Annotated in this window: 19 protein-coding genes; 11 read left to right on the plus strand and 8 right to left on the minus strand. The window is 69.9% G+C overall.

What is annotated here, in order from left to right; translation table 11 throughout:
* Positions 1-139 precede the first annotated feature (139 nt).
* The 5 genes from RISW2_RS10310 to RISW2_RS24545 are packed head-to-tail and all read left to right on the plus strand — an operon-like array spanning position 140 to position 5,503.
* Complete coding sequence (locus RISW2_RS10310; RefSeq protein WP_043770093.1) at positions 140-331, plus strand: hypothetical protein; 192 nt, start codon at positions 140-142, stop codon at positions 329-331.
* Between the two features lie 22 nt (positions 332-353).
* Complete coding sequence (locus tag RISW2_RS10315; protein WP_043770097.1) at positions 354-3,506, plus strand: formate dehydrogenase subunit alpha; 3,153 nt, start codon at positions 354-356, stop codon at positions 3,504-3,506.
* A 16-nt stretch (positions 3,507-3,522) separates the two neighbouring features.
* Positions 3,523-4,119: a formate dehydrogenase FDH3 subunit beta gene (gene fdh3B, locus RISW2_RS10320; RefSeq protein ID WP_043770101.1), complete on the plus strand. Its 597-nt coding sequence runs from the start codon at positions 3,523-3,525 to the stop codon at positions 4,117-4,119.
* Complete coding sequence (locus RISW2_RS10325; RefSeq protein WP_051491926.1) at positions 4,116-5,354, plus strand: formate dehydrogenase subunit gamma; 1,239 nt, start codon at positions 4,116-4,118, stop codon at positions 5,352-5,354. Before fdh3B ends, RISW2_RS10325 begins: the two co-directional genes overlap by 4 nt.
* Positions 5,351-5,503 (plus strand): hypothetical protein, encoded by a 153-nt coding sequence (locus tag RISW2_RS24545; RefSeq protein ID WP_156943822.1) that lies wholly within the window; start codon positions 5,351-5,353, stop codon positions 5,501-5,503. The genes RISW2_RS10325 and RISW2_RS24545 overlap by 4 nt, the downstream gene beginning before the upstream one ends.
* A 9-nt stretch (positions 5,504-5,512) precedes the next feature.
* Here the strand turns inward: RISW2_RS24545 and RISW2_RS10330 are convergent, their stop codons facing one another.
* Positions 5,513-6,679 (minus strand): C45 family autoproteolytic acyltransferase/hydrolase, encoded by a 1,167-nt coding sequence (locus tag RISW2_RS10330; RefSeq protein WP_051491927.1) that lies wholly within the window; start codon positions 6,677-6,679, stop codon positions 5,513-5,515.
* Between the two features lie 97 nt (positions 6,680-6,776).
* Positions 6,777-7,193: a CopG family transcriptional regulator gene (locus tag RISW2_RS10335; RefSeq protein WP_043770210.1), complete on the minus strand. Its 417-nt coding sequence runs from the start codon at positions 7,191-7,193 to the stop codon at positions 6,777-6,779.
* A 147-nt stretch (positions 7,194-7,340) separates the two neighbouring features.
* Here RISW2_RS10335 and RISW2_RS10340 point away from each other — a divergent pair, with 147 nt between their 5' ends.
* The 6 genes from RISW2_RS10340 to RISW2_RS10365 all read left to right on the plus strand — a co-directional run bounded on the left by RISW2_RS10340 (position 7,341) and on the right by RISW2_RS10365 (position 13,761).
* The gene (locus tag RISW2_RS10340; RefSeq protein ID WP_043770104.1) at positions 7,341-8,021 is read left to right on the plus strand and encodes a Crp/Fnr family transcriptional regulator; all 681 of its coding nucleotides are present in this window, start codon (positions 7,341-7,343) and stop codon (positions 8,019-8,021) included.
* Positions 8,022-8,120: 99 nt separating this feature from the next.
* On the plus strand, positions 8,121-8,318 hold the full coding sequence (locus RISW2_RS10345) for a YgaP family membrane protein (RefSeq protein WP_244437543.1): 198 nt from the start codon (positions 8,121-8,123) through the stop codon (positions 8,316-8,318).
* Between the two features lie 37 nt (positions 8,319-8,355).
* Positions 8,356-9,240, plus strand: coding sequence for an MBL fold metallo-hydrolase (locus RISW2_RS10350; RefSeq protein ID WP_084615331.1), 885 nt, complete (start codon positions 8,356-8,358; stop codon positions 9,238-9,240).
* A 79-nt stretch (positions 9,241-9,319) separates the two neighbouring features.
* Positions 9,320-11,002: a bifunctional protein tyrosine phosphatase family protein/NAD(P)/FAD-dependent oxidoreductase gene (locus RISW2_RS10355; protein WP_043770110.1), complete on the plus strand. Its 1,683-nt coding sequence runs from the start codon at positions 9,320-9,322 to the stop codon at positions 11,000-11,002.
* 103 nt (positions 11,003-11,105) lie between these two features.
* On the plus strand, positions 11,106-12,845 hold the full coding sequence (locus RISW2_RS10360) for a SulP family inorganic anion transporter (RefSeq protein ID WP_043770112.1): 1,740 nt from the start codon (positions 11,106-11,108) through the stop codon (positions 12,843-12,845).
* A gap of 16 nt (positions 12,846-12,861) precedes the next feature.
* On the plus strand, positions 12,862-13,761 hold the full coding sequence (locus RISW2_RS10365; RefSeq protein WP_043770115.1) for an MBL fold metallo-hydrolase: 900 nt from the start codon (positions 12,862-12,864) through the stop codon (positions 13,759-13,761).
* An 18-nt stretch (positions 13,762-13,779) separates the two neighbouring features.
* Here RISW2_RS10365 and RISW2_RS10370 read toward each other — a convergent pair whose 3' ends face one another.
* The 6 genes from RISW2_RS10370 to RISW2_RS10395 all read right to left on the minus strand — a co-directional run bounded on the left by RISW2_RS10370 (position 13,780) and on the right by RISW2_RS10395 (position 18,753).
* Positions 13,780-14,178 carry a PIN domain-containing protein gene (locus tag RISW2_RS10370; protein ID WP_043770118.1) on the minus strand — a complete coding sequence of 133 codons (399 nt, stop codon included), beginning with the start codon at positions 14,176-14,178 and terminating at the stop codon, positions 13,780-13,782.
* Complete coding sequence (locus tag RISW2_RS10375) at positions 14,168-14,395, minus strand: AbrB/MazE/SpoVT family DNA-binding domain-containing protein (RefSeq protein WP_043770121.1); 228 nt, start codon at positions 14,393-14,395, stop codon at positions 14,168-14,170. Before RISW2_RS10375 ends, RISW2_RS10370 begins: the two co-directional genes overlap by 11 nt.
* Positions 14,396-14,473: 78 nt before the next feature.
* Entirely contained in the window at positions 14,474-14,773 is a 300-nt protein-coding gene (locus RISW2_RS10380) for an SH3 domain-containing protein (protein ID WP_043770125.1), read from the minus strand.
* A 149-nt stretch (positions 14,774-14,922) separates the two neighbouring features.
* On the minus strand, positions 14,923-16,101 hold the full coding sequence (bktB, locus tag RISW2_RS10385) for a beta-ketothiolase BktB (RefSeq protein ID WP_043770128.1): 1,179 nt from the start codon (positions 16,099-16,101) through the stop codon (positions 14,923-14,925).
* Between the two features lie 78 nt (positions 16,102-16,179).
* A complete protein-coding gene (aldA, locus tag RISW2_RS10390; protein ID WP_043770131.1) occupies positions 16,180-17,613 on the minus strand; it encodes an aldehyde dehydrogenase in 1,434 nt (477 codons plus the stop codon).
* 120 nt (positions 17,614-17,733) lie between these two features.
* A complete protein-coding gene (locus tag RISW2_RS10395) occupies positions 17,734-18,753 on the minus strand; it encodes a phosphotransferase family protein (protein WP_043770135.1) in 1,020 nt (339 codons plus the stop codon).
* Positions 18,754-18,792: the final 39 nt, after the last annotated feature.

The following is an 18,792-nucleotide window of genomic DNA, read 5'->3' on the forward strand; positions in this document are numbered from 1 at the left end:
TGTCCCGGGACAACAGGCGGCCCCGATCCTTGTTCCCGCACATTCTGGGGGCGCCGTGGCGGAACCCCGGCCATTTTTTCGGGAACATCATGCCTGCCAAGGACTTTCACCCGAGACGACCGATCATCACGAGATGCCAATGTCCTCCGACACCCCGAGCCGCCGATCCGTCCTGACGGGTCTGGCCGTCCTTCCCGCCACCGTCGCACCGGTCGCGGCGCGCTCCGACGAGGTGCCGGCGCCGACCCGCACCGACGGCAAGCCGCGGCACGATCCGACCTTCCCCGACAGCGACCACGTCCGGACCTATTACGCCCTCGCCCGGGGCTGAGCGACACACCACGGAGGCCCGCTTGCTCAAACGCCGAACCGCCCCGCGCCCCGCCCGCCCCGCCTTTGCCGCCGAGGAACGTGCCGGCGTCGACCGGCGCAGCTTCCTCAAGCGTTCGGGCCTGGCGATCGGGGGCCTCGGCGCCGTCGCCGGGTCGGGCGGCATGGTCGTGCGCGCGCAGGAGGCACCGGGGACGGAGGCGCCCGGACGCCCCGAGGCCGAATGGCGCAAGACCGTCTGCCCGTTCTGCTCGGTCGGCTGCTCGATCTGGGCTGAGGTCCGCGACGGGGTCTGGACCGGGCAGGAACCCGCGTTTGAGAGCCCGATCAACCAGGGCACGCACTGCGCCAAGGGTGCTGCGACGCGCGAGATCGCGCTCGGCGAACGGCGGCTCAAGTACCCGATGAAGCGGCAGGACGGCGAGTGGGTCCGCATCTCGTGGGACCAGGCGCTGGAGGAGATCGGCGCCAGGCTCACGCAGATCCGCGAGGAATCCGGGCCCGACGCGGTCGAGTGGCTGGGATCGGCCAAGTTCTCGAACGAGGCGGCGTACCTCTTCCGCAAGTTCGCGGCGCTCTGGGGCACGAACAACGTCGACCACCAGGCGCGGATCTGCCACTCGACCACCGTCGCGGGCGTCGCCAACAGCTTCGGCTACGGCGCGATGACGAATTCCTACAACGACATCCGGAACTCGAAGTCGATCATCATCATCGGCGGCAACCCGGCCGAGGCCCACCCGGTGTCGATGCTGCACGTGCTGAACGGCAAGGAGAACGGCGCGCCGCTGATCGTGGTCGACCCGCGCTTCACCCGCACCGCCGCGCATGCGGACGAATACGTGCGCATCCGTCCCGGCGCCGACGTGGGCTTTCTCTGGGGGCTCGCCAAGATCATCTTCGACAATGGCTGGGAAGACCGCGCCTACCTCGAAAGCCGCGTCTTCGGCATCGACAGGATCCGCGAGGAAGCCGCCCGCTGGACCGCGGAAGAGGTCGAGCGCGTGTCGGGCGTGCCGCCCGAGCAGCTGCACCGGGTGGCCAAGACGATCGCCGAGAACCGGCCCGGCACGCTCATCTGGTGCATGGGCCTGACGCAGTCGAGCATCGGCAACAACAAGACGCGCGCCGCTTCCGTGCTGCAGCTCATCCTCGGCAACATCGGCAAGTCGGGCGGCGGCGCCAACATCTTCCGCGGCCACGACAACGTGCAGGGCGCGACCGATCTCGGCGTCTCGTGCGACACGCTGCCGGCCTATTACGGCCTGAACGAGGGCGCGTGGAAGCACTGGGGCCGCGTCTGGGACATCGATTACGACTGGATGCGCGGCCGCTTCGCGTCGAAGGAGATGATGGAGGCGCCGGGCATCCCGGTCAGCCGCTGGCCCGACGGCATCCTCGAGGACGGCGACGCGCTCGACCAGCCGGTGCCGCTGCGCGCGGTGTTCTTCTGGGGGCACGCGTCGAACAGCCAGACCCGCGGGCCGGACCGCAAGGAGGCGTGGAAAGCCGCCGACCTCGTGGTGGTCGTCGATCCCTACCCGACGCAGACTGCCATCGAGGCCGATCTCGAGGACGGCATGTACCTCCTGCCCTCGGGCACCACGATGGAGATGGCGGGATCCGTCACGAACTCGAACCGGTCGATCCAGTGGCGCGAGAAGGTCATCGACCCGGTCTTCGAGGCCAAGATCGACACCGAGATTCTCTACCTTCTGGCCGAAAGGCTGGGCTTTTCCGACGAGATGTTCCGGCACATCGCCGTCGAGGGCAACGTGCCGAGCCCCGAGGACACGCTGCGCGAGATCAACCGCGGCACCTGGACCATCGGCTATACCGGGCCGAGCCCGGAGCGCCTGAAGGCGCACATGCAGCAGCAGGACCGCTTCGACAGCATCACGCTGCTCGGCAAGGGCGGCGATGTCGACGGCGACTATTACTGCCTGCCCTGGCCGTCCTGGGGGCGCCCGGAACAGCGCCATCCCGGCACGCCGCTCCTCTACGACCTGTCGAAGCCGGTGGCGGAGGGCGGCCTGCCCTTCCGCGCGCGCTGGGGTGTCGAGCACGAGGGCGAGACCCTGCTTGCCGAGGACAGCTGGACCGCGGGATCCGAGATCGAGGACGGGTATCCCGAGATCACGGTCAACATGCTCGAGGCGCTCGGCTGGGCGGAAGAGCTGACCGACCGCGAGAAGCTGATGATCGTCGCCGTGGCCTCGGACCGCTTCCGCTGGGAGATGTTCGACATGCCCGACGAGGACGTGCGGGCAGCCATGGACGCGCTCGAGGAAGAAGTGCGGCGCTCGGGGGGCGGGGGCGACGGCGCGCCCGCACAGATCGACGGGTCCTGGCAGAACTCCTCACCCGACGGCGGTGAGCGCATGGCTCCCGGCGAGGCGCGGTCGGCCTTCCCGAACTATCCCGAGAGCGCGCTGACGGCGATCGAGGCCTACTTGCAGGCCAACATCCAGAACGAGGCGACCGACAACATGTCGCTGCCCGAGCGGATCGCGCGGGTGAACTGGAAGACCGACCTGTCGGGCGGCGTGCAGCGCGTGGCCATCGCCCACGGGCTCGCCCCCTTCGGCAACGGCAAGGCGCGCGCGGTGGTCTGGACCTTCCCCGACGAGGTGCCGCTGCACCGCGAGCCGCTCTACACCAACCGGCGCGACCTTCTGCCGCAATACGCGACCTTCGAGGACCGGCGGGTGTGGCGCCTGCCCTCGCTCTACCGCTCGATCCAGGAGAATGATTACAGCAGGGACTTCCCGCTGCAGCTCACCTCCGGGCGGCTCGTGGAATACGAGGGCGGCGGCGACGAGACGCGGTCGAACCCGTGGCTCGCCGAGTTCCAGCAGCAGATGTTCGCAGAGATCAACCCGAACGACGCCGGCGCCGCCGGCATCGAGGACGGCGGCTGGGTCTGGGTCGCAACGCCCGAGGGCCGGATCCGGGTCAAGGCGATGGTGACCCGGCGCGTGGGTCCAGGAACGGTGTTCATGCCGTTCCACTTCGCCGGCATGTGGATGGGCGAACCGATCCACGAACGCTACCCCGAAGGCGCGAAGCCCTACGTGGTCGGCGAGGCGTCGAACACCGTCCAGACCTACGGATACGACATCGTCACCCAGATGCAGGAGACCAAGGCCACCCTGTGTCGGGTCGAACGGGCCTGAGGATCGAGGAGGCACAATGGCCAGAGCCAAGTTCCTGTGCGACACCGAGCGCTGCATCGAATGCAACGCCTGCGCCACAGCCTGCAAGAACGAGCACGAGGTGCCGTGGGGCATCGTCCGGCGCCGCGTCGTCACGCTGAACGACGGCGAACCCGGAGAGCGGTCGATTGCCACCTCCTGCATGCACTGCACCGACGCCCCCTGCGTGTCGGTCTGCCCGACCTCGACGCTCTACCAGACCGATATCGGGATCGTGCTGCACAACAAGGACACCTGCATCGGCTGCGGCTACTGCTTCTACGCCTGTCCCTTCGGCGCGCCCCAATTCCCGAGTGCCACGCTGTTCGGCTCGCGCGGCAAGATGGACAAGTGCACCTATTGCGCGGGCGGCCCGGAAGAGGACCATTCCGAGGCGGAATACCGCAAGTACGGCACGAACAGGATCGCCGAGGGCAAGCTGCCGCTCTGCGCCGAGGTCTGTTCGACCCGCGCGCTGCTGGCCGGTGACGGCGAGACGATCGGCGAGATCTACCGCGAGCGCGTGGTGCACCGCGGCTTCGGCTCGGGCGCGTGGGGCTGGAACACCGCCTACTACCCGGAGGACGGCTCATGACCGACGCCGCACAGGGGCATGCAGGCGGCGTCCGCGGGCGCGCCTTCACCGGTTACCGCATCGCGGGGGCGTTGTCCGCGCTCCTGTTCCTGGTCCTCCTCGCCTGGCAGGCGTTCGAGCTCTTCGACGGCGATGCCACGGTCGCCCCCGAGCGCGGCTGGCGCGCGGTCTCGTCCGAGGCGGCGGGCGACGACGGCAGCGGCACGCTCGCCTCCGAGATGCTGACCGCCCGGACGCGGCTGCAGGACGAACGGTTCCGCACCGGCCCCGCGCCGGACGCCGAGACGCCGGGCCGCGGTCTGCCGCAGGACATGCGGCTCGAACAGCAGGACATCCCGCGCAACGAGGCGCTGACCGACGCGTGGTCGCGCCCCGAGGGCGACGCGGCGTCGATGCTGCACGATCCCGGCCGCATCGTCGGTCTGTCCTCCCTGCCCTATGCCAATGCCGCGCTCTACGAACGCCCCTTCGCGCGCGACTGGCGCGTCGGGCTGTCGGATGTCATCACGCATATGGGCGCGATCGCGATCCTCGGCATGGGCTTCCTGCTGTCTGCGATGCTGGCGCTGCGCGGCCGCGTGCCGATCCGCAAGGGCCGCAGCGGGCGGAAGGTGCGCCGCTTCGGCTACCTCGAACGCACGACCCACTGGCTGACCGCCATCAGCTTCATCGGGCTCGCGCTGACCGGCATCGTGATCGCCTACGGCGAGACGCTGTTCCTGCCCCTGGGCGACCGGGTTCTCGGCACGCTCGGCTGGTGGTCGACCTGGGGGCACGTTCTGTTCGCGCCCACGTTCTTCCTCGGGATCGCGGTGATGGCCGCGATGTGGACGCTCGGCAACCTGCCGACGAAGCTCGACGCGAACTGGGTCGCCAAGGGCGGCGGCTTCTTCTCGGACGACGGGCCGCACCCGCCGGCGCGCAAGTTCAACGCGGGGCAGAAGATGGTGTTCTGGTCGGCCGTGCTGGGCGGGCTCGTGATGGTGGTGACCGGGGTCACGCTGATGTTCCCGTTCTACTGGCTCGACCTCGGCGGCATGGCCTGGGCGATGCTGATCCACGCGGGCATCGCGGTGCTGCTGATCGCCATCTTCCTCGGCCACATCTACATCGGCACGGTCGGCATGCAGGGCGCGATCGAGGCCATGTGGGGCGGCGATGTCGACCGCAACTGGGCAGAGGAGCACCACGTGCTCTGGCTGCAGGAAAAGGACGCGAAGGAGGGCGCGCGATGAAGGCGTTCCTGACGGGGGCGGCGGTGGCCGCCCTGGGCGCGGGCCTGACCTTCGTCGGGCTCGTGACCTTCGACCAGTCGACCGCCGAACGCTACCAGGACGGATCGGTGATCCTCCTCGACCACGCGACCTCCTGGGACACGGACTGAGGGCCGGCGCTAGCGCGCGCCGCCCTCGTGCATGGCGGGCGGCACGAAGAGCTGCCCGAACCCCGCCCAGTCGACCCGGCCGGCGGCGGCGGCGTCGATCCAGTGCCGTGCCGCCTCGCGATTGGCGGCGGGCACGTTCGGCAACAGGCCCTCGATCATCGCCGCCATGTCCGTGGCCGGCACCGGCGTACCCTGCGACGCGGCCCCTTGGGCAAACCGCACGTGCCAGCTTTCGGGGAAGAAGGCGTCGAGCGACTGCACCATCTCGCCGTCCGGCCACATGAGCCGCATCGCCCGGTCGCGCGGCACGTATTCCGCGGTGAAGAGCGTGCCGAATCCGCCCGCGTAATCCGTCTGGTAGAGCGGCGGCACGAGGAACGCCGACGCGTCGGCCACCTGCCCCGGCGCCACGAGATGCGACAGCCGCGCGCGGCGCTCCACCGTGCGGGTGAACGCCGCGCGGTCGGGCAGCGGCGCGTCGAGCTGGTGGTTCGTGGCGATCGCTGTCGCCCGCCACGTGGTCCCCCCGCCCGCGTGCATCTCGACCGACGCGGTCCGGCCGCCGGCATCGGCGAGGACAACGTTGTAGTCCATGTGCGACGGCACCCGGTCGAGCACCGCGCGCGCCTCGGTCACGTCGCGGCAGGTCTCGAGCACGTAGCGCAGGATCATGCAGATGCCGAAGCCCCGCCCGACCGTGCGCGTGCCGCCGAAGGCCAGCGCCACGGCCAGGCCGTGACCGTTGATGCCGTCCGACACGCCCCAAAGGAACTCGGTCATCGCCATGACCGGCGTGCCGGTCCACTCGGTCCGCAAAAGCAGACCCTCGTTGAGGGTCGGAGAGAGGTCGTAGTTGCGCACGAGACGCGTCGTGCCGCCGCTCTCGAAAGCGGCGAGCGAGCAGCCGCCCAGGTAGGGCGGCGGGCACCAGCCCGACAGGAACCGCCCGACGTTGTCCGACCCGCCCGCGAGCCGCGTCAGCGCGCGGTGCACGGGCACGAGTTCGGGCATGTGATGTGCCAGCGCCTCGGCGCATTCGGCACCCGAGGGGCCCGCGAGGCCGCCGCGCGCCGTGAACCAGTCGAGGTAGAGCGCGCCGGATCTCTGCCACCGCGCCTGCCAGGCGCGGCCGGGCCGTGCCTCTGCCACCGCGTCGAAGTGCATTTCCGGGATCATGTCGTCGTCCTTTCAGAGGCGCGCACCGGCGCGCGGTGACGGCCCGGCCCGAAACGGCCGGCCGTGATGTGTCCGTGCAGGCGATCCTGCGCGGGGGTCAGTCCATGCGGTCGGCGATCGCCGCCTTGACCTCGGCGGGCGCCTGCAGCGCCCCGAGCACGGTCAGCGAGGCGATGGCGGCGCGGGCGAGGTCCGGCGTGACGTCGTCCGCGATCCGCGCAAGCCCCAGCACCCGCAGATGCAGCACCTCGCCGCGGTCGATGAGCGCCTCGAGATCGGCCCGGGTCACGTCGAAGAGCCCCATTTCGAGGCGGTGCCGCGCCACCGACTGCGCCAGCGCCGCGCCGTCGGTGGCAAGCTGACCGCGGATCGCGGCGCGGATGAAATCGGTCCGGTTGCTGTAGAACCCTTCCCGCACGAGCAGGTCGATCCGCCCGAGGTCCACCGGACCGAGGTTGAGCGTGACCTTCTCGGTGTCCGCGTGCTTGTCGGGCACGCGCCGCAGCTTCGGCATCTTCAGCATCTCCATCCAAGTGGAATGCAAATGGTGGATATGGAGGCACCGCGCAAGGGCGCACGCGCCGCACTTGCGTTTTGCCAATCGAGGGGTCAGCACATCGGGGGGCGCGGTTCCGCCGCGCATCATTGGATGGGGGGCCAGATGACCGCACGCGACACGAGCTGGATCGACCGCTTTCAGGGCCTGAGCCGGCTGCCCGAGGACCTGCGCCGGGTGCTGGTGAACGGCAGCAAGGTGGTGTCGGTTCCCGCGGGCACGCAGATCTTCGCGCCGGGGCAGTCTGCAGACAACCTCCTCCTCCTGCTCGAGGGCACGGTCCGCGTGCAGCAGAAGTCCGATACCGGGCGCGAGGTGTTCCTCTACCGGGTGCATGCGGGCGAGAGCTGCGTCCTGACCACCGCCTGCATGCTGGCCTTCGAGGACTATGCCGCCGATGGCATCGCCGAGACCGACGTGACGGCCGTCGCGATCCCGCGGTCGACCTTCGACGACCTCACCGCCCGCTCGCCGATCTTCCGGCAGTTCGTGTTCACCGCCTATTCCCGCCGGATCACAGACCTCTTCACGCTGATCGACGACATCGTGTTCCAGCGCATGGATGTCCGGCTGGCCGCAAAGCTGCTCGAGCTCTCCGGGGACGGCGACGTGGTGGCGGCGACGCACCAGACGCTTGCCAACGAACTTGGCACCGCGCGCGAGGTGATCTCGCGCACGCTGTCCGAGTTCCACCGCCGCGGCTGGATCGAACAGGCCCGCGGCGAGGTCCGCCTGAGCGGGCGCGAGGGGCTCGTGCGCCTCGCCCGCTCGGCCGGGGAACAGTGAGCCGCGATCTTTGTGACGAAGTCACCGACTCGGGGAGGCATGTCGTGGCATACCCTGTGCGTCACATGCTTTCCGGGAGACACGGGAATGACACGCAACATGGGAACTCTGGACCGGGCGCTCCGCATCGTGGTCGCGCTCGGCCTGCTCTACGTGGCCTTCGGCACGACCGTCGCCGCCGCGGGCCTGCTGCACTGGCTGGCCATCGCGGTCGCCGCGGTGTTCGTGCTGACGGCGCTCCTCGGCAATTGCCCGCTCTACACGCTCGTGGGGATCAGGACCTGCCGCGCCGGCTGAGCGCGCGCCCCAACCCCGACCAGAAGGAGAGATAACGATGAAGGACATGACAGACGCCACCGTGCGCCCCGAGGTCACCGGGTTCTTCGACCCGGCGACCAACACCATCTCGTACGTGGTGAAGGATCCGGGCTCGTCCGCCTGCGCGATCGTCGATTCGGTCATGGACATCGACTATGCCGCGGGCCGCATCACCTACGACCATGCCGACGAGATCATCGCCTTCGTGCGCGAGCACGGGCTGAATGTGGAATGGCTGATCGAGACGCATGTCCACGCCGACCACCTGTCCGCCGCGCCCTACATCCAAGGCAAGCTCGGCGGCAAGCTCGGCATCGGCCGCAACATCACCGTGGTGCAGGACACGTTCGGCAAGGTCTTCAACGAGGGGACCGAGTTCCAGCGCGACGGCAGCCAGTTCGACCGGCTCTTCGACGACGGCGACACCTACCAGGTGGGCGGCATGACCTGCCGCGCGATCCACACTCCGGGCCACACGCCCGCCTGCATGACCCATGTCATGGGCGACGCGGCCTTCGTGGGCGACACGCTGTTCATGCCGGACGGCGGGTCGGCACGCGCCGACTTCCCCGGCGGAGACGCAGGCGAGCTCTACGATTCGATCCAGAAGGTGCTGGCCCTACCCGACGAGACCCGGCTTTTCATGTGCCACGATTACGGCCCGAACGGCCGGGACATCCGGTGGGAGACCACCGTGGCCGAGGAAAAGGCCCACAACATCCACGTGGGCGGCGGCAAGACCCGGGAGGAGTTCGTGCGCTTCCGCACCGAGCGCGACGCGCAGCTCGCGATGCCCCGGCTCATCATCCCGTCACTGCAGGTGAACATGCGCGGCGGCGCGCTGCCGCCCGCGGACGAAAGCGGCCGGCGCTTCCTCAAGGTTCCGCTGAACGGGCTCTGACGGCCGCGTGCCGGACCCTTGCCGCGGGCGGCCCGCCCCGCCCGCGGCCCCACCTGACACGCCCCCGAGGGAGAAAGACATGGACATCCGCAGGATCGACGACCGCCTGTCGGTCAGCCCCCAGATCGACGCGGACGACGTGGCCGCGCTCGCGGCCGAAGGCTACCGCGCCATCATCTGCAACCGGCCCGACGGGGAAGGCGCCGACCAGCCGTCCTTCGACGAGATCGACCGCGCCGCCCGCGCGCACGGGCTCGAGGCGCGCTACATCCCGGTCGCCACTGGCATGGTGAAGGACGAGGACGCCCGCGCCTTTGCCGAGGCGCTGCGCACGCTGCCGGGCCCGGCGCTGGCCTATTGCCGGTCGGGCACGCGGTCGGCCACGCTCTGGTCGCTGACCGAGGCCCGGGACCGCCCGCTGCCCGACATCCTGGCGCGGACCAAGGCCGCGGGCTACGACATGTCGGGTGTCGCGCGGCGCATCGCGAACGGCGGAAAGACCCCAACCGATACTGGCGACGCGCAGTACGGCGTGGTCATCGTCGGCGCCGGCGCGGGCGGCATCGCCGTCGCGGCGAGCCTCAAGTCCCGCGAGCCGGGGCTCGAGATCGCGATCATCGATCCCGCCGACATCCACTACTACCAGCCGGGCTGGACGATGGTCGGCGGCGGCATCTTCGAGGCGGCGGACACCGCCAAGACCATGGGCAGCCTGATCCCGCGCGGCGTCACCTGGATCAAGGCGGCGGTTGCCGCCTTCGAGCCGGGTGCGAACGCAGTGATCCTCGACGGCTGCCGGGTGGTGAAGTACGACCGCCTGATCGTCTGCCCCGGCCTCAAGCTCGACTGGCACCGCGTCGAGGGCCTGGTCGAGACGCTGGGCCGGAACGGGGTCACGTCGAACTACCGCTACGACCTCGCGCCCTATACCTGGGAGCTCGTGCAGAAGACGCGGTCGGGCACCGCGATCTTCACCCAGCCGCCGATGCCCATCAAGTGCGCCGGCGCCCCGCAGAAGGCGATGTACCTCTCGGGCGACCACTGGCACCGCACCGGGCGGCTCAGGGAGATCGACATCCACTTCTGCAACGCGGGCGGCGTGCTCTTCGGCGTCAAGGACTACGTCCCGGCCCTGATGGACTATGTCGAGAAATACGGCGCGACGCTCGACTTCTTCCACAACCTCGTGGCGGTGGACGGTCCGGCGCAGACCGCGACCTTCGAGGTCAAGGCGCCCGACACCGAGCCGCGGCGCGTCACCATGGCGTTCGACATGCTGCATGTCTGCCCACCGCAGACGGCGCCCGACTTCATCCGCGTCTCGCCCCTGGCGGATGCCGCCGGCTGGGTCGACGTGGACCAGGCGACGCTGCGCCACAAGAGCTACGACAACATCTGGGCGCTCGGCGACGTCATGAACGCGCCCAACGCCAAGACGGCGGCAGCCGCGCGCAAGCAGGCGCCCACCGTGGCCGAGAACGTCATCGCCGACATCCGTGGCGTCGCGCCGAAGGCGCAATACGACGGCTACGGCTCCTGTCCGCTCACGGTGGAGCGCGGCAAGATCGTGCTCGCGGAGTTCGGCTATGGCGGCACGCTGAAGCCCTCCTTTCCGAAATGGTTCATCGACGGCACGCGGCCCTCGCGCGCCGCGTGGCTCCTGAAGGAAAAGATGCTGCCGCCGATCTACTGGCAGGCCATGCTGCGTGGACGGGAATGGATGGCCCGGCCCGAGCCGCTCGAGAAGGTCGCCGCCGAGTGATCGCGGCGACCGCGCGGCGCGGCCCCTCCTCCCCCGCGCCGCACCAGCAGGGACGGGGCGTCCGGTGACACCCCGTCCGCATCCCGGACAGGAAGACACGACGATGCGCCCCAAGTTCGCCCAATACCTCCCGATCCTCGACTGGGGACGGCGCTACGACCGCGGCGCGCTGACCAACGACCTGATCGCGGCCGTGATCGTCACGATCATGCTGATCCCGCAGTCGCTGGCCTATGCGCTGCTCGCGGGCCTGCCGCCCGAGGCGGGCATCTATGCCTCGATTGTGCCCATCCTGCTCTATGCCGTCTTCGGCACGTCCCGCGCGCTTGCGGTCGGTCCGGTGGCGGTCGTGTCGCTGCTGACCGCCTCGGCCGTGGGCCAGGTGGCCGAGCAGGGCACGGCGGGCTACGCGGTGGCGGCCCTGACGCTCGCGGGTCTCTCGGGCGCGTTCCTCGTCCTGCTCGGGGTGTTCCGCCTGGGCTTTCTCGCGAACTTCCTGAGCCATCCGGTCATCGCGGGCTTCATCACCGCCTCGGGCATCCTGATCGCGACCTCCCAGCTCAAGCACATCCTCGGCATCGATGCGGGGGGACACACGCTGGTCGAGATGGCGGGCGCGCTCCTGGCGCATCTGGGCGAGATCAACCCGATCACGCTCGTGCTCGGCGTCGCCACCACGGCGTTCCTGTTCTGGGTGCGGCGCGGGCTGAAGCCGCTGCTGCGGCGGCTGGGGGCGGGGCCGCTCCTTGCCGACGTGGTGACCAAGGCCGGGCCGGTGGTCGCGGTGGTCGCCACCACGCTCGTCGTCTGGGCGCTGGGGCTCGCGGAGCGCGGCGTCGCCATCGTGGGCGCCGTCCCGCAGGCGCTGCCGCCCTTCACCCTGCCCGGCCTGTCGCCCGAGCTCGTGCGGCAGCTCGCGCTTCCCGCGATCCTGATCTCGGTGATCGGCTTCGTCGAATCGATCTCGGTGGCGCAGACCCTCGCCGCCAAGAAGCGCCAGCGCATCGATCCCGACCAGGAACTGATCGGTCTCGGGGCGGCCAATCTGGGCGCCGCCTTCACCGGCGGCTACCCGGTCACGGGCGGCTTCGCGCGCTCGGTCGTGAACTTCGACGCTGGCGCCGAGACGCCCGCCGCCGGTGCCTTCACCGCCCTGGGCCTTGCCCTCGCGGCGGTGGCGCTGACGCCGCTCGTCCACTACCTGCCCAACGCCACGCTCGCGGCGACCATCGTGGTCGCGGTCCTGAGCCTCGTGGACCTCTCGATCCTGCGCCGCACCTGGGCCTATTCGCGCGCGGATTTCGCCGCCGTGGCGGCGACGATCCTGCTGACGCTGACCCTGGGCGTCGAGATCGGCGTGGCCTCGGGTGTCGTCCTGTCGATCGTCCTGCACCTCGTGAAGACGTCGAAGCCGCACGTAGCCGAAGTGGGACTGGTCCCGGGCACCCACCATTTCCGAAACATCGACCGGCACGACGTGCGGACCGATCCCACGGTCCTGTCGCTCCGGATCGACGAGAGCCTCTATTTCGTCAACGCGCGTTTCCTCGAGGACCTGATCCAGGACCGCGTCACCGACGGCTGCCGGGTCCGCCACGTGGTGCTCATGTGCTCGGCGGTGAACGAGATCGACTTTTCCGCGCTCGAGAGCCTCGAGGCGGTGAACGAGCGGCTGCGCGACATGGGGATCGGCCTGCACCTGTCCGAGGTGAAGGGGCCGGTGATGGACCGGCTCAAGACCACGCACCTGCTGGACCACATGAACGGACGCGTGTTCCTGTCCCATTACGATGCCTGGTGCGCCCTTGCGCGCGCCGGAGCGGACACCAAGGCCGCAGAATAGACCCAAGGAGACCAGAATGACCATCGCCCATTCCGTCAGCCCCTCGCGCGGGCCCGGCAGTCCGAAGGTCGTGGGCTTCCACGATGCCGCGAGCGGCAGCTGCCAGTACATCTGCATCGACGAGGCGACGGGCCGCTGCGCGATGATCGACGTGGTGCTCGATTTCAACCCCGCGCGCGCCCGAATCTCCACCGCCTCGGCCGAATGGGCGCTCGAGTGGATCGCGCGCGAGGGCCTGACGCTCGAGTGGATCCTCGACACCCATCCCCATGCCGACCACCTGATGGCATCCGCGTGGCTGAAGGACCGGACCGGCGCGCCGAACGCGATCGGCGCGAAGGTGCGCGAGATCGCGGCGCTCTGGCGCGACTTCTACAACCTTCCCGACGCCTTCGACCCCGACCGGGACTTCGACAGGCTCTTCGCCGACGGCGACACGTTCCGGATCGGCGACCTCGACGCCAGCGTGATGCTGTCGCCCGGGCACACGCTCGGCTCGGTCACCTACGTGGTGGGCGACGCGATCTTCGCGCACGACACCTTCATGCAGCCCGACAGCGGGACCGCGCGCGCCGATTTCCCCGGCGGGTCGGCGGCGATGCTCTACGACTCGCTGATGGCGATCCTCGCCCATCCCGATGATCACCGCATCTTCATCGGTCACGATTACGGCGCCGAGGGCCGGGACCGCCCCGCCTGGGAAAGCACCGTGGCCGAGCAGAAGGCGCATAACACCCACCTGGGCGGCGGCGTGTCCAAGGAACGCTACGTCGCGGTCCGCGAGGCACGTGACGCAACGCTGAACCTGCCCGACCGCATGCTGCACGCGCTGCAGGTCAACCTGCGCGCCGGCCGCCTGCCCGAGCCCGAGGGCGACGGGCACAGCTATTTCAAGATTCCCGCGAACAGGTTCTGACGGGCGGCGCCCGGGCGCTCAGGCGGCGAAGGGATCGACGAGGCGCAGCTGCCCCTCGACCACGAGGCCCGCATGCATGTCTTCGGTGTAGAGCGTGTCGCAGCCCGCAATCAGGGCCGCAGCAACGATCATGCCGTCGTAGACCGACAGGCCGTAGCGCTCGGCCAGCGCGCGGCCGACCGCGTGGGTGCGCGGGGTCAGCGGCTCCACCTCGGTCAGCGCCTGCACCATGTCGAGGAACCGGCCGCTGTCCTCCCAGCTCATGCCGGCCTTGCGGCGGCAGTTCACCAGCGCCTCGTTCAGGACCTGCACGCTGATCCGCGGCGCGCGGGCGAGAAGGGACTCGGCCCGGTCGGCCTTGGGACCGTCGTCGAGAAGGTAGAGAACGACGTTCGTGTCGAGGAATTCAGCGCTCATGCGCCGCGTCGCGGTCCAGGCGGTCCGCGGCCGACAGCCGTCCGCGGAACTGCCTGAGCCCGGCCAGGACTTCCTCCGCGCGCGCGTGGCGGTGCACCTGCAGCCCGGCATCGCCGGGAACCAGGTCGATGCGGTCGCCTTCCTTCAGGCCCAAATGGCGCACGAGGTCGGCGGGCAGGCGCACGGCCAGCGAGTTGCCCCATTTCGCGATCTGCATCCGGTCCTCCGCGGGCGATGGATATACACTGACCTATGTATATCAACCGCCCCGCGCCGGCAAGATGTCCCGCGCCGGTCAGAGCCTGCGCAGGTAGGATTTCGACACGTAGCCGTCGAGCCCCGGGGCCTCCTCGAGGGCGACGCGACACCAGCGGACGCCGCCCGAGGGGGTGCAGTCCCGCACCCGGACAATCGTGCCGTTCGGCAGGCCGGCATGGGAATCGAAGCCGGTGCCGGGTCCGCCCCGGAGCTTCAGCATGTCGTTCTCCTCGACGCCCGCCACGACGTAGCGGCCGGCCTCTCCGCCACCGCCGGGCACGGCCCCGCAGGATGCGACGGCGCCAAGCGCCAGCACGGCCAAGACCAGTCTCTTCATGGATGGTTCTCCTGTTCACTGCCTCGGCCCCGAGGTCTAGCGCGGGCCGGGCCCGAGCGGAACGTCCGCGGATGTGTCGGCCCGCGCTGTGTGGCAGGAATGCGGGCCGCGCGCGCCGGCCCCTGTCGTGGCATGGCCTGACCGGCGCCTCAGGCCGCCTCGAGGATCAGCGCGATGCCCTGTCCGCCGCCGATGCACATCGTCGCCGCCCCGCGCCGCGCACCGGTGCGCCGCAGCGCGTGGACGAGCTTGGTCGCGATGATGGCACCGCTCGCGCCGATCGGATGGCCGAGAGCCACCGCCCCGCCATCGGGATTGACCCGGTCTGGATCGAGGCCCAGTTCCGCCGTCACGGCACACGCCTGCGCGGCGAAGGCCTCGTTGCTCTCCACGATGTCGAGCGCTTGGGCCTCAATCCCCGCTCGCGACAGCGCCGCGCGCATGGCCGGCACGGGGCCGAGGCCCATGACCTCGGGCGCGACGCCCGCATGGCCGTAGGCGATGACGCGCGCCAGGGGCGCGATACCGCGCCGTGCTGCCGCCTCGGCGCTCATCAGCACCAGAGAGGCCGCGCCGTCGTTCAGCCCCGAGGCATTGCCCGCCGTCACGCTGCCGTCCCTGCGGAAGGCAGGCCGCAGCCGCGCCATGTCCTCGAGGCGCGCATCGGCGCGGACATGTTCGTCGGTGTCGAAGACCGTCTCGCCCTTGCGGGTCTGCTGCACGACCGGGACGATCTGGTCCCGGAAATGGCCCGCCGCGATGGCGGCGGCCGCCCTGCGGTGGCTTTCGACGGCGAAGGCGTCCTGCGCCGCGCGGTCGATGCCGTGGCGGTCGGCGACGTTCTCCGCCGTGATCCCCATGTGGCCGTGGCCGAACGGGTCGTGCAGCGCACCCGTCATCATGTCGAGGACCTGCACTTCGCCGATCCGCGCGCCCCAGCGCGCCTGCGGCAGCAGGTAGCCGGCCCGGCTCATGCTTTCCGCGCCGCCCGCGAGCGCGATCTCGGTATCGCCCATCGCGATGCTCTGGATGGCCGAGACGATGGCCTGCAGGCCAGATCCGCACAGCCGGTTCATCGTCAGCGCGGGCGCAGTCTCGCACATGCCGGCCTCCATCGCGACGACGCGCGCGAGATACATGTCGCGCGGCTCGGTCGGAATGACGTGCCCGTAGAAGGCCTGTCCGATCTCCGCGGCGTCGATCCCCGCGCGGACGATGGCGTCACGGGCGGTCAGGGTGCCGAGTGCGATGGGGCTCATGTCCCGGAGGGAGCCGCCGAAATCGCCGATGGCGGTGCGGGCGGCGGAGACGATGACGATGTCCTTCATCGGGTGGTCCGTTTCCTTTGGTCGTCACGCAACAGAAAGGGGGCAGGCCGCGCCGGGCCTGCCCCTGTCGTCCGGGCGTCAGTTCTGGATGTAGACCACGTGGGTCTCGGTATATTCCAGCAGGCCGTGCTTGCCGTCCGCGCCACCGATGCCCGACTTGCCGCGCCCGGCATGGAAGCCTTGCATCGCCTCGAAGTTCTCCCGGTTGACGTAGGTCTCGCCGAAGCGCAGCTCGTTCGCCGCGCGCAGCGCGGCGCCGATATTGGTCGTGTAGATCGACGAGGTCAGGCCATAGGTCGTGTCGTTGGCACGCTCGATGGCCTCGTCCAGCCCGTCGACCTCGACGATCGGCAGGACCGGGCCGAAGGTCTCCTTGCGGATGATCTCCATATCCTGCCGGCAGTTCACCAGCACGGTCGGCTCGTAATGGCTGCCCGCGCCCAGATCGGCCGGCTTGCCGCCCAGCACGGCCTCCGCGCCGCCGCCGATGGCGGATTTCACCAGCGTGTCGATCTTGTCGAGACCCGCCCGGTTGATGATCGGCCCCATGTCGAGGTCCTCGGAGGCCAGCGGATCGCCGTAGCGCACCGCCTTCATCGCCGCGACGAGCTTCTCGGTGAACGCTGCGGCGACCGTGCGGTCGACATAGACCCGCTCGGCGGCGTTGCACACCTGCCCGGTGTTCAGCACGCGCGACTGGGTGATCGCCCGCGCCGCGAGGTCGAGATCGGCATCGGCGGTGACGATGGCGGGGGCCTTGCCGCCAAGCTCGAGGTTCATCTTGCAGATGTTCTGCGCAGCGTCCGCCATGATGCGCGAGCCGGTCTCGACGCTGCCGGTGAAGCTGACCATGCGCACGTCCGGGTTGGTGGTCAGCGCCTTGCCGGTGGTGGCGCCCCGGCCGTAGACGATGTTGAAGATGCCCTCGGGAAGGTCGGTCTCGGTCACGAGGCGGGCAAAGAGCGCGGCGTTGTTCGGTGTCTCCTCGCTCGGCTTGATGACGATGGCGTTGCCGGTGATGAGCGCGGGCGCCATCTTGCGGGCGATGAGGAAGAACGGGAAGTTCCAGGGCAGGATGCCGGCCACCACGCCGACCGGCTGGCGGAACAGGAAGATGTTCTCCCCCGGACGGTCTGAGGGCAGGATCTCGCCCTCGATCCGGCGCGCCCATTCCGCCATGTAGTCGATGTAATCGGCGGTGAAGGCCGCCTCGACCCGGGCGAGCGGCAGGATCTTGCCCTGCTCCTCCGAGATCACCCGCGCGATCTCCTCGGCGTTGTCGCGGATCTTGGCCGAGATCTGGCGCAGGTGACCCGCGCGCTGGATCGGCGGCAGCTTTTCCCACGCGCGCTGCGCCGCGGTCGCGGCGGCGACGGCCTCGGCCACGCCCTCGGCGGTGGTGTCGGGAATTTCCGAGATCTTGCTGTCGCGCGCCGGGTTGAACACGTCGATCCGGTCGCCTGCGTCGGTCGGGATGAACCGCCCGCCGATGAAGTTCTGATGCAGTGTCATGTCTTTCCTCCCTTGGGTCATCGCGTCCTGGCGATGAGATGAAGGCGCCTGCCGTCATGGCGGCACCAATTCCGAGTTCCGAATTCCGTAACGCGCGGGATCACGCCGACACCCCGCGCCTCATCCCGCGACGACCCCGGCCCCGTCGATCACCTGAAGCGCACGGATCGCAAAGCGTTCGGCAAGGGGTGCAAGGCTCGCGGCCTCGGCCGAGGCGGCATTCCCGGCGCGGGCGCGGTCGGCGATGCCGATGAAGATCACCGCGAAACGGTAGAGCGCGAAGGCCACGTGAAAGGGCGTGAGCGGCGGCGTCGGGATAGCATGCGCGTGGTATTCCGCGACGAAGTCCTCCCGCGTCGGGATGCCCGCCGCGCGCCAGTCCGTCCCGACGAGGCCGCCATATTCCTCGGGCGCCGTGTGCCAGGGCATCACGCAGAAACCGAGATCCGCCAGCGGATGGCCCAGCGTCGACAACTCCCAGTCGAGCACCCCGATCACCCGCGGCTCGGTCGGATGGAAGATCAGGTTGCCCAGCCGGAAATCGCCGTGCGCGATGCTGATAGCGCCGTCATCCCCGGGCCGGTGCGCCTCGAGCCACGCGCCGAGGCGGTCCAGCGCCGCGACCCGGCCGCCGGGGCTTTCGCGATATTGCCGGCCCCAGCGGTTGAGCTGCCGGGAAAAGTAGTCGCCGGGCTTGCCGTAATCCGAAAGCCCCACGGCGCCGGGCCGCACCGCGTGCAGCCGTGCGAGCGTGCGCGCCATGTCGAGGTAGATCTCGCGCCGCTCCTCCGGAACGAGGTCGGGCAGGGTCGCGTCGGTGAAGACGCGCCCGTCGAGCCGCTCCATCAGGTAGAAGGGCGTGCCGAGCACCGCGTCGTCCTCCTCGAGCCAGAGGGCCTTCGGCACCGGCACATCCGTCTGTTCGAGTGCGCGCAGCACCCGGAATTCCCGCTCGATGGCGTGCGCCCCGGGCAGGATCGGGCCGGCGGGCTTCTTGCGCAGGACGTGGCGCGCGGGGCCCCAGTCCACGAACCAGGTCGGGTTGGACTGGCCGCCGCCGATGCGCGCGACACTCAGGCCGTCCCCCGGCAGCCTTTCCGAAAGCCAGCGCTCGAGCGCGGCGTGGTCGAGGTCGCTCATTCCGCCGCCTCCCGCACCGCGCCGCCGGCCTCCCAGTGC

It is taken from the genome of Roseivivax isoporae LMG 25204 (assembly GCF_000521865.1).
Taxonomy (GTDB): domain Bacteria; phylum Pseudomonadota; class Alphaproteobacteria; order Rhodobacterales; family Rhodobacteraceae; genus Roseivivax; species Roseivivax isoporae.